The sequence below is a fragment of the Nitratireductor sp. GZWM139 genome, assembly GCF_030068685.1.
Taxonomy (GTDB): Bacteria; Pseudomonadota; Alphaproteobacteria; order Rhizobiales; family Rhizobiaceae; genus Nitratireductor; species Nitratireductor aquimarinus.
The window spans coordinates 18,511-28,557 of record NZ_JAMQML010000018.1 but is presented as its reverse complement, the minus strand read 5'-3'; the positions used below and the strand labels follow the sequence as shown (position 1 = coordinate 28,557).

General features: G+C 61.2%; 8 protein-coding genes and 1 pseudogene. All 9 read right to left on the bottom strand.

Annotated elements, in window-relative coordinates:
- Positions 1-208, bottom strand: a 208-nt coding sequence (locus tag NDI72_RS22120) for a hypothetical protein (protein WP_502888430.1), incomplete at its 3' end; no start/stop codon positions are given.
- 94 nt (positions 209-302) lie between these two features.
- Positions 303-479, bottom strand: a pseudogene (locus tag NDI72_RS22115) (hypothetical protein); the annotation flags it as partial.
- 544 nt (positions 480-1,023) lie between these two features.
- Positions 1,024-2,451, bottom strand: coding sequence for an aspartate aminotransferase family protein (locus tag NDI72_RS18740; RefSeq protein ID WP_224873469.1), 1,428 nt, complete (start codon positions 2,449-2,451; stop codon positions 1,024-1,026).
- Positions 2,452-2,507: 56 nt separating this feature from the next.
- Positions 2,508-3,515 (bottom strand): NAD-dependent epimerase/dehydratase family protein, encoded by a 1,008-nt coding sequence (locus NDI72_RS18735; protein ID WP_206548824.1) that lies wholly within the window; start codon positions 3,513-3,515, stop codon positions 2,508-2,510.
- Positions 3,512-3,949 carry an EamA family transporter gene (locus NDI72_RS18730; protein WP_090326855.1) on the bottom strand — a complete coding sequence of 146 codons (438 nt, stop codon included), beginning with the start codon at positions 3,947-3,949 and terminating at the stop codon, positions 3,512-3,514. The genes NDI72_RS18735 and NDI72_RS18730 overlap by 4 nt, the downstream gene beginning before the upstream one ends.
- Before the next feature lie 111 nt (positions 3,950-4,060).
- Positions 4,061-5,410 carry an FAD-binding oxidoreductase gene (locus tag NDI72_RS18725; protein WP_283801372.1) on the bottom strand — a complete coding sequence of 450 codons (1,350 nt, stop codon included), beginning with the start codon at positions 5,408-5,410 and terminating at the stop codon, positions 4,061-4,063.
- Between the two features lie 3 nt (positions 5,411-5,413).
- Positions 5,414-6,847: a UbiA family prenyltransferase gene (locus tag NDI72_RS18720; protein ID WP_113155571.1), complete on the bottom strand. Its 1,434-nt coding sequence runs from the start codon at positions 6,845-6,847 to the stop codon at positions 5,414-5,416.
- A gap of 221 nt (positions 6,848-7,068) precedes the next feature.
- Positions 7,069-7,332, bottom strand: a complete 264-nt coding sequence (locus NDI72_RS18715) for a hypothetical protein (protein ID WP_162742385.1) — start codon at positions 7,330-7,332, stop codon at positions 7,069-7,071.
- Positions 7,333-7,449: 117 nt separating this feature from the next.
- On the bottom strand, positions 7,450-9,921 hold the full coding sequence (locus NDI72_RS18710; RefSeq protein ID WP_283801370.1) for a mechanosensitive ion channel domain-containing protein: 2,472 nt from the start codon (positions 9,919-9,921) through the stop codon (positions 7,450-7,452).
- Positions 9,922-10,047: the final 126 nt, after the last annotated feature.

Sequence of the window (10,047 nt, the reverse complement as noted above, 5' to 3'; positions counted from 1 at the left end):
GGGAGAAGGAAGCGTTGCTGTTGTTCAGTGCCAAGCGCCCCCGCCCTTCGACAAGCTCAGGATGAGGGCTGTTGAGTTGATGACGCCCGTAAATAAAACAGTTCGGAATGAACCACACCGCGGCCCGGTAGTCCTCATCCTGAGCTTGTCGAAGGACGGGGGCGCCTGGCGCTGCCCTCCCAACCGCCGCACTTCTGCAACGTCTCACTGCCGGGTTTGAGCGCCGGTGCACGCCCCTCATCCGCCTGCCGGCACCTTCTCCCCGCTCGCGGGGAGAAGGAAGCGTTGCTGTTGTTCAGTGCCAAGCGCCCCCGCCCTTCGACAAGCTCAGGATGAGGGCTGTTGAGTTGATGACGCCCGTAAATAAAACAGTTCGGAATGAACCACACCGCGGCCCGGTAGTCCTCATCCTGAGCTTGTCGAAGGACGGGGGCGCCTGGCGCTGCCCTCCCAACCGCCGCACTTCTGCAACGTCTCACTGCCGGGTTTGAGCGCCGGTGCACGCCCCTCATCCGCCTGCCGGCACCTTCTCCCCGCTCGCGGGGAGAAGGAAGCGTTGCTGGTGTTCAGTGCCAAGCGCCCCCGCCCTTCGACAATCTCAGGATTAGGGCGGTTGATTTTATGTCGCCCGGAAATAAAACACTTCCGAATGAAACACACCGCGGCCCGGTAGTCCTCATCCGGAGCGTGTCGAAGGACGGGGCGCCTGGCGCTGCCCTCCCACCCGCCGCACTTCTGCAACGTCTCACTGCCGGGTTTGAGCGCCGGTGCACGCCCCTCATCCGCCTGCCGGCACCTTCTCCCCGTGCACGGGGAGAAGGAGGCTTTCATCAGCGTTGCGGCCATCGTCCTTCTCCCCGCAGGCGGGGAGAAGGTGCCGGCAGGCGGATGAGGGGCCAGCGGCATTGCAAACAAAAAGAAGGCCGGGACAAGCCCGGCCAGCTGTCGCGCGAGAGGCGCTTTTTCCTAAATCTTTCAGAGCCTTGAGAGGCAGCCCTGAATCATCCTGTCAGAAGCCGGACCTTACTTCACCTGGCTTTTGACGAAATCCTTCACGATGGAAACGACACCGCGCCCGAGCAGCGCGTCGAGCGAATCCACCAGCTTGTCCACGTGCTCCTTCTGCATGATGAGCGGCGGCAGGAGACGGATGACATTGCGGTTGTATTCGGTGAAGGCGACCAGAACATCGTAATCGCGCAGAAGAAGCGCGCCCACAAAGCCCGACAGCGAGCCCTTGAGCTTCTCGTCCAAAACGCCGACCACCGGGCGCAGAACCGCCGGCAGGGTCTGCGAGAAATCGTGGAACTCGAGCCCGACCATGCAGCCACGGCCGCGAATGTCCTTGATGATGCGCGGATATTTGTCCTTCAGCGCGTTGAGGCGCTCGACCAGATAGGCGCCGGTGCTTTCGGCGTTCTCCATCAGCGCTTCGTCATAAAGCACATTGGTGCCCTCGATGGCCGTGGCGCAGGCCTCGCCGATGCCGCCAAAGGTGGCCATGGCGTGGATCATCGCATTTTTCGGAGAGCCATAGGCCTTCATGTAGATGTCGCGCTTGGCGATCATCGCGGCCATGGCGGCCTTGCCCGCACCCAGCGACTTGGCGAGCGCGGTGATGTCCGGCACCACGTCGTAATGCTCGAAGGCGTAGAAACGGCCGGTGCGCCCGTAGCCGCACTGAACCTCGTCCGCCACCCAGATGACGCCATACTGATCGCAGAGCTGGCGCAGCTTCTGCCAGAATTCGCGCGGGGCCTCGTTGATGCCACCGCCGCCCTGAACGGTTTCAAGCACGATTGCGCCGATCTCGGGATCGGTGCGGAAGGCGTGTTCGATGGCGTCGATATCGCCAAAGGGCACGCGCACCGTGTTGTCCGTCAGGCGGAACTCGGCGCGGTAGAGATTGCCATCGGTGATGGTGAGAACGCCCTTGGTCTTGCCGTGGAAGGAGTTCTCCGCATAGACGACCTTCGGACGCTTGGGACCGGCGGCGCGCTCGGCAAGCTTCACGGCCGATTCCATGGCCTCGGAACCCGAGGAGCCGAGGAACACCATGTCGAGGTCGCCCGGCGAACAGGCTGCGAGATTGGCAGCCAGCGCCGTCGAATACTGCGACATGAAGGCGATGGCGATCTCGTGGCGCTTCTCGTCCTGAAATTTTTTGCGGGCTTCGAGAATGCGCGGATGGTTGTGGCCGAAGGCCAGCGAACCGAAGCCGCCGAAGAAATCGAGGATTTTTCGACCGTTCTGGTCGATGTAATACATCCCCTCCGCACTCTCGATCTTGATCTTGTGGAAGCCCAGAAGCTTCATGAAGTGAAGCTGGCCGGGGTTCAGATGCGCCTTGAACAGATCGGTCATCCGCTCGACGCTCAGAGCCTTGGCGTCTTCCACGGTGAGAAGATCGGGCTTCACGATTGCCCTGGGTGCAAGGTCAGGTGCGTCCATCACGGGCCTCGCCCCTTTCGTATCGGTCTTTGTCACGACGGTCATGGCGACCTCCCCTATTCGGCCGGAACCTGGCTGGCGCCAACGGCCTGGCCAGATTTCTTGGCGCGATATTCGTCATAGGCGGCGATCAGCATGTCGCCGTCATTGTATTGCGGCACCCAGTTCAGGTCGCGCTCGCCCTTGGAGACGTCGAGCACGCACATCTCGTCGGCGATCAGATACTGCTCCGGGTCCATGAGCGGCATGTTCATCCAGTCGAGCATGTCGAGCGTGCGCTTCACGGCCCAGCCCGGCGTGGGCAGAAGCAGGGATTTCGAGCCCGCATGCTTCACCAGATCGCCAAGCAGCTTGCGCACCGGCGGCGGGTTGATCGAGCCGAGATTGTAGGCCTCGTTCGGCACGCCGGCCTTCCACGCAAGACGCGCGGCTTCCGCGCAGTCGAACACGGAGATGAACTGATAGGGGTTCTTGCCTGCACCAATCATCGGCACCGGCAGGTTCATGTCGATCAGCTTGAACAGCTTTTCGAGAATGCCCAGACGTCCCGGCCCGATGATGAGACGCGGGCGGAACAGCGAAATGTTCATGCCGCGCTTGCGCCATTCGGCTGCCAGCACTTCCGTGTCGAGCTTGGACTGGCCGTATTCGCCAAGCGGCGAAACGGGATGATCCTCCGTCATCGGATAGGTGACGGTGTGGCCGTAGATCATGTCGGTGGTGAAGTGAACGAGGTTTTTTGCCCCCGCCTTATCCATCGCCTCGATGATGTTGACCGTGCCGTGATAGTTCACCGGGTAGAAGAAGTCGTGCCGCTTGGCGCGCACCTGGATCGGCGACAGCATCTTGGCCGACAGGTTGTAGACCATGTCGTCGGCCTTCATGCCCAGCGCCTCGACAGCGGCCGGATCGGTCACGTCGCAATGGACGAACTCCACCTGGCGGTAGTGTGGCAGGTCGCTCTTCACGATGTCGGCAACGATGACCTCTTCGCCATCGGCCACGAGCTTGGGGGCCAGGTGCCGGCCGACGAAGCCGTCACCGCCAAAAATGATATGTCTCATTGGATCATCGACCTTTCGGACTGAAGTTTGTCTTTTGCGAGCGCCGCCTGTTCTTCAGGCATTTCGCGGCCGCTCTGCGCGATCAGCACGGTGCCGACGCAGATCAGCGCGATGCCGGCAATGCGGTAGGCGTTCAGGTCTTCCTTGAAGAGGAAGTAGGCGAACACCGCCACCGCCACATAGGCAAGGCTCAGAAACGGATAGGCGAAGGACAGCTCGACCTTGGAAAGCACGTAGAGATGCGACGCCATGGAGATGACGAAGACGCACAGGCCGGCAAAAATCCACGGGCTGAAGACGATCTGAAGAATCTTCAGGATCGGGTTCGCACCCGCAAAGCTCAGATCGCCCAGCGTCATCATGCCGTGTTTCAGCATGAGCTGCGCAGCCGCGTTGGTCATCACCGTGAAGAGTATGAAGGGTATGTATTTCATCTTGTCCCGCCCGTCCCTGTCATAGCGCCTTCTTGCAAACAAAGCGTGAAGCGCTGGATATAAATTGCATCTTTTGCGTGAGTTTCCGGTGTCTGGCCGGGTTGAAAGAAATCATTCGGCGGCATGCCGGCCTCCCGCCTCGCTGGCCGGCAGCTTCTGCGCCGTGCGCCGCCAGAAATCCGAAAGGAAAGCCGGGTCGCGCAGCGCCTCCAGATCGCGCCAGTGCGGGAACGAGGCTTCGAAAAGTGCCGGTCCCATGCGCGCATCCTTGTAGGGATTGACCGCGCCGCCCGCCTCGACCGTCATCCGGTCAAGCCGCGCGAAAAGCGCATCCGTGGCAGCGCCCGCATTGGAGAAATCGAGCGTCAGCGTGTAGCCCGGCCGCGGAAAGGAAAGCATGCCCGGCGAGGCGACATCGCCAAACCGCTTCAAAACGGTGAGGAACGACGCCTGACCGGCCTCGCGCGCAGCCGCCAGCATTGCCGGGATGGTTTCGCGTGCGGCCTCGAACGGCACCACGCTTTGATGTTGCAGGAGACCGCGCGGGCCATAGAGCCGGTTCCAGTGGCGCACGGCGTCAAGCGGAAAGAAGTAGCTTTCGTAAGAGGAGCGCCGAACGCCCTCGGCGCGCGCCTTGCTCCAGGCGAAGGCCCGGTTGAACAGGGTCAGCGACCAGCGGTTCAGAAGATTGAGCGGCGGCCGGAAGGGAACGGTGAGACGGCGCGGGGACGCGGCGCGAAACACCGCGCCATCTTCGGCGTGATTGGCGGTGAGCAGAAAGCCCCTGCCCGCCTTCGCACCCGACGCAAGCTGGTCGAGCCAGGCGACGGCATATTCGTTCCGGGCGTCTGCGTCTTCGGCCAGATCGAAATATTCATCCAGACCGGAGAAGCCGCGCACACATTCGTTCACATCGACGGAGGCGACCTTCATCAGGCGGATGGTGGCGTCGAGGATGAGGCCCGTCAGCCCCATGCCGCCGATGGTGGCGCGGAAAAGCTCTGCATTCTCATCGGCGCTGCAACGGCGAACCTTGCCATCGGACCGCAGAAGCGTGAAGGACACCACGTGGCAGCCAAACGTGCCGCGTCGGTGGTGGTTCTTGCCGTGCACGTCATTGGCGATGGCCCCGCCCAGCGTGACAAACCGGGTGCCCGGCACGACGGCCGGAAACCAGCCCTTCGGCCCCACATGGGCGATCACATCCGAGAGCATGAGACCGGCCTGCGCCGTCAAAAGCCCGCTCTGTTCATCGAAAGCGACGATGCGGTTCATGGGGCGCATGTCGATCAGCGCGCCGGCATCGTTCAGACAGGTATCGCCATAGGAGCGGCCATTGCCATAGGGCAGAACGGAGGACGGAAGCCCCCTGCCCGCGCGCAAGCGCTCAATGGCGTCTTCAGCGCCAATCGCCACAGGCGCTCGACGGCGCACCAGCCCGAAAGCAGAGTAATCGGCCATGCCTCAGAGCCCCGCCGTGAAGAGAAGGACAGCGCCGAGCAGACCGAAAAGCTGGCTGCGCCAGTCGCCAATGATGAAGACGATGGGATCGTCATGCATCTCGTCGCGCCGCGCCAGGATCCACATGCGAATGGTGATGTAGAGCACGATCGGGCAAAGCGGCCAGATCAGCCAGGGCATCTCGTAGAGCTCACGTACGGCGCTGCTCTCGATGTAGAGCGCCAGAACCATGGCGGAGGAGAAGGCCGAGGCCATGCCTGCCTGGGCGATCACTTCCTGATCCTCGGTGCGATAGCCGCGTCCGGCAATCCGCTCGCCTGCGGGCAGAACGGTTGAGCGCAGCTCCACATAGCGCTTCACCAGCGCCAGCGAGAGGAAGAAGAAGACCGAGAACGCCAGAAGCCAGAAGGAAACGCCGATGGTCGTGGCCGCGCTGCCGGCAAGAATGCGCATCGTGTAGAGACCGGCAAGTGTCAGCACATCGATCAGAAGCATTCGCTTGAGCGACAGGGAATAAGCGGTGGTGGCGATCAGATAGCCGACAAGCACAATGCCGAAGAGCGGCGGCAGGAACAGCGCCGTGAAACCGCTAATCGCCAGAAGACCGATCATCGCCGCAAACCCGAACGGAATCGAGAGCATGCCGCTCGCAAAGGGCCTGTTGCGCTTGGTGGGATGACGCCTGTCCAGACCGAGGTCGAAGAAGTCGTTCAGGATGTAGATGGCCGATGCGGCGGTGCTGAACGAGATGAAGGCCAGAACGCACAGCGTCAGCAGGGGCATGTTCAGATATTCATGGCTCAGGATGAGCGGCACGAAAATCAGGCTGTTCTTCAGCCATTGGTGCACCCTGAGCATCTTCACATAGGTCTTGATGGTCGGCCTGGGCGCTTCCAGAAGTTCGGCGTCATTTGCCGCCTGCCAGCGCGCTGCGGCGCGATCCGGCGCAACGACGATGCCATTGCGCGCGGCATCAAAAACAGCGACATCGGCGCGGCTGTTGCCGGCATAATCGAAACCGCCATCGCCAAATGCCGCAACCAGCGCATCGCGCTTCATTCCCGAGGCCATGTTGCGTCCGGGTTCGGTGGAGATCACCTCATCGAAAACGCCCAGATGCTCGGCAATCGCATCGGCGAACTTCTTGGGCGAAGCCGTGGCAAGAACGATGTGGCGGCCAGCGGCCCTGTCTTCGCGAAGCCGGGCGAGAAGATCCTGCCGATACGGAAGACCGCCTGCATCAAGTTCGACGCGCGAGGCGATTTCGCATTTCAGCCGCGCCTTCCCTCCCAGAAGCCAGAACGGCAGAAGAAAGACGCACAGGGGCTTGCGACGCAGGAGAAGAAAAAGACTCTCCCATAAAAGATCGGTCGCAATCAGTGTGCCGTCGAGATCGACGGCCAGCGGCACCGCATTGCGTTCAGATCGCGCGTCCATAAAAGCCCCCAGACAAAACCCGTACTGGAGACGGCCTTACGTGAAAGGAACTTCTGAATTCTGAACTTGCTAACGCAGGGGCAAGTCAAGCGATGGAAAATGCCGTTCAGGCTTAACAGGCTCATAACAAAACAAACAAAAGGCCGCGCAATGGCGCAGCCTTTCTTTGCATTCCCGTGAAAAGGGGAACAGATTTCGAGATCTATTCTTGGGTCCTGGCCCTAGCGCACGCGGCCCTTGCCGCCGGAAATCTCGATGGTCTCCGAACCGCTCAGAACCTCGCGGTCGCCATTCGGCATGGTCACGAAGCACCCGGCAGCGCAAAACTCGATGGTTTCGCCCGCGCCGACAACCAGCTCCGTCTGGGAGCCGCCCTCGGTCACGACAAGCGTGTGGGCCTCACTGTCGAGATTGACGGCGCTCGCCGCGAAAGCCGCGCCACCGGTGACGAGCAGCGCTGCGGCTGCATAAACGAATTTCTTCATTGTCTTCATCAGTGTGTCTCTGCCCCTTGAATGTCAGAGCCTTCCAGCTGCGTTCTTGTGTTCGGTTATATAGCTTCCAACGTGAACGGCAACTGAACGCCACATTCATGCCGCACATTACTCCGGATCAGTTTTGCGGCGGCGACGGCGACGCACCACCTTCTCCGCGCCGGGCTCTGCAGGCGTTTCCTCTTCAAGATCGTCCATTTCCCCGTCTTCAGGCAGCTCCGGCTCTTCCGGTTTCAGAAAACCGGAGCGCACATGAATGTCGCGCTGCGGGAACGGAATCTCGATGCCCTCGGCCTCGAACGCATCGACGATGGCGAAGCGGATGCCGTTCTGCACTTCGAGCTGCGTCAGGATGTCGGAGAGATAGACGCGGATTTCGAAATCGAGCGATGAGTCACCGAACCCTGCGAAGAGCACGAAAGGTTCCGGGTTTTTCAGAACCATCGGATGCGATTTGGCGATTTCCAGAAGGATCTCGTGCACACGCCGCACATCCGATCCATAGGCCACGCCCACGGCGATTTCCATCCGGCCCAGCTTGTTGCGATGCGTCCAGTTGCCGACCGCCGCGTTGATCAGCTCGGAGTTCGGCAGGATCACAGACTGACGCTGGAACGTCTCGATCTCGGTGGCGCGCACGGAAATCTTCTTCACCGTGCCGGACACTGCGCCAGCCACGATCCAGTCGCCGGCCTTGAAGGGCCGCTCGGCCAGAAGGATCAGGCCCGAAACGAAGTTCGACACGATGTTCTGCAGGCCAAAACCAATGCCCAGGGAAAGCGCACCGGCAACGAGCGCCAGATTGGAAAGATTGATGCCCGCTGCCGAAACGCCGATCAGGCCGGCGATCACGAGGCCCACATAGCCAACACCGGTGCGAATGGAGTTGCGCACGCCTGAATCCATGCGGCTGCGCGCCATCACCTTGCCGTCGAGCCAGCCCTGGAACCAGCGGGTGACAAAGTAGCCGACAACGAAAACGACAATGCCCGTCACAATGCCCATGATGGAGAAGGAGAGCGAGCCGATCTGAATGTTGCCGGCAATCCGGTAGCTCCAGGCCGTTAGGTCGGCCCAGCGGAAGCCCCATTGCAGAAGAATGAGCGGCACACCGATCAGAACGACGATGACATTGATGATCATGCCCGAGATCAGGCCGAGCTGATCGAGCGCGGTTTCGTCAAAGGCCGTGTGACGTTCCAGACGCCGGGCGAACCACGAATGCGCGAACGCGCCTTCCGAAGTGATCGCACCGGCCGTCAGGAAACCGATATACATGGTCGCAATGATCGCGCCGGTCACGACCACCTGTTGCGACAGGAAGCGGGCGAAACCGATATAGCCAAGCAGTGCGGCGATGATGATCGCAGCGCCGATGAAGAACAGAAGGTAGCGGAATTTGAGCGGCCACTGCCGGGGCTTGCCGTCTTCGTCTTCAAGCGGCCGGACTGCGCCAATGGCCATGATGAGAAGCCCGACGACAACCGTGGCAACCAGACTTGTGGCGACGGTCAGCGAAAGCTGCGAGCTGAGCACCGAATAGACCTGGTCCATGAAATGGTCGAAACCGGTCGCAACCGCCGTGACAACCGCAAGAACGAGAAGCCACTGCGCCGCCTGGGACCGCACCGGCAAAAGCCGCCAGTTGGGACGCCGTGGCGCAAGGATTGCGCGCGCCAGCCGGTAGACGAAATAGACCAGTATGATGACCGAGAAGAGCGACCAGAGAAGCGGCGCGATGTCACTGCGCAGCAGGTTGAAATAATCCAGAAAAAGATAGCTGAGCACGAGGAACGTGCCATAGGAAACCGACGGGATCAGCGTCGAGAAGAGCGCTGTCGCCAGACGGCTGAGATAGGTGGGGTTCTGCTCACTGCGGTCCGGCTCGACAAAGTCATCAAAGAGGCGGCGTCCACCGAACAAGAGGGCAAGTGCTGCAATGGAGGCAAGCGCCGTCGCCAGAAGCAGCGGCTTCAGGCGGTATTTGACCGTGAAGCTGAGCCAGGCGGACACCCGCGTGTAGACACGGCCCAGTTCCTGCGTGAATTCACCCAGGACATCGGTGCTGACCGCCGCCGAAATGTCGTAGCGGCGCGACAGGGTGCGGGTGAACAGATCGCGGCGCAGTTCCGCGATCTCTTCGATCACCGTCTTGATGCGCACCGAAAGGCGCTCCGCATCGCCGATCAGGACGTTGAAGCTCGCCTTTTCATCAAGAAGGCGCGTGCGCTCGCGCGTTACCTCTTCCGGTTCGGGCGGCTCGCCTTCCTTCCGCGGCTCGCCCAATTGCTCAAGGCGCGTGTTGATTTCCGAAAGCCGGGGGCGGAACGCCAGGCTGGCGTCGAACACCTCACGCCCCAGCCTCTCCAGTTCGACGCGAATGTCGACGAGCTCGGCATCATCCGTCGACTGGTGGCCGATCTCCGTCTCCAGCCCAGCGACGCTGTTTTCGATGCCCGAAAGCATCTCGCGCTGGCCTTCCAGAAAGCTTTCCGTGTCCTGCGCTGCGGCAAGCGAACCGAAAGCGAGCAGGAAAACAAGGCACAGGAAAGCTGGCAGGGTGCGGAGCTTCAACAACATTTCTGTCAGTCTTCTCAAAGAATCAGGATCGTTCAGGGGGCGATTTTGGTGCGCCGACATTGCCCGAGGCATGCGTCAGCAGCAAGCATTGCCGGCGTCTGCGTGGCAATGAAAGGCAAGCCTGTG

Bases quoted from the DNA above. Each gene is read 5' to 3' on its own strand.
- NDI72_RS18740 (WP_224873469.1), bottom strand. From the start codon at position 2,451: ATGGACGCACCTGACCTTGCACCCAGGGCAATCGTGAAGCCCGATCTT.
- NDI72_RS18725 (WP_283801372.1), bottom strand. From the start codon at position 5,410: ATGGCCGATTACTCTGCTTTCGGGCTGGTGCGCCGTCGAGCGCCTGTG.
- NDI72_RS18735 (WP_206548824.1), bottom strand. From the start codon at position 3,515: ATGAGACATATCATTTTTGGCGGTGACGGCTTCGTCGGCCGGCACCTG.
- NDI72_RS18710 (WP_283801370.1), bottom strand. From the start codon at position 9,921: ATGTTGTTGAAGCTCCGCACCCTGCCAGCTTTCCTGTGCCTTGTTTTC.
- NDI72_RS18720 (WP_113155571.1), bottom strand. From the start codon at position 6,847: ATGGACGCGCGATCTGAACGCAATGCGGTGCCGCTGGCCGTCGATCTC.
- NDI72_RS18715 (WP_162742385.1), bottom strand. From the start codon at position 7,332: ATGAAGAAATTCGTTTATGCAGCCGCAGCGCTGCTCGTCACCGGTGGC.
- NDI72_RS18730 (WP_090326855.1), bottom strand. From the start codon at position 3,949: ATGAAATACATACCCTTCATACTCTTCACGGTGATGACCAACGCGGCT.